This is a genomic window from Agrococcus sp. HG114, assembly GCF_024723325.1.
GTDB lineage: Bacteria > Actinomycetota > Actinomycetes > Actinomycetales > Microbacteriaceae > Agrococcus.
Genome location: NZ_JANQCH010000287.1, coordinates 1 through 397, shown reverse-complemented (window position 1 = coordinate 397; position 397 = coordinate 1). Strand labels below are relative to the sequence as shown.

Genomic DNA, 397 nt, shown 5'->3' with positions numbered 1-397 from the left:
AGATGTGTATAAGAGCCCGGCCGCGGGCCGTGCACGAGCACACCGGCCCCGCCTCGTCGACCGTCACGTGGCCGAGCTCGCCCGCGAGCCCGTGCGCGCCGAGCAGCGGCCGCCCCTCGGCGACGAACGCGCCCCCCACGCCCGTGCCGAGCGCGAGCAGGAGCGATGACGACGCATCCGCCGCCGCCCCCATCGCCGCCTCGCCGACGAGGTAGCCGTTCGCGTCGTTGTCGATCGTCACCGGCCGGCCGAGCCGCTCGGCGAGCGCGGCGCACAGCGCGAAGTCGCGCACGCCCAGGTGCGCGGCCCACGTGATCGACTCGCGGTCGCGCGGCATCCACGCGGCGATCGCGAGCCCCACGGCGGTCGTCGGCCCGCGCCCCGCCTCGGCGAGCTG

General features: G+C 77.3%; 1 protein-coding gene. It reads right to left on the bottom strand.

The features are described from left to right. A partial coding sequence (locus NWP09_RS13270) for an ROK family protein (protein WP_258275944.1) occupies nt 1-397 on the bottom strand: 397 nt, incomplete at both ends.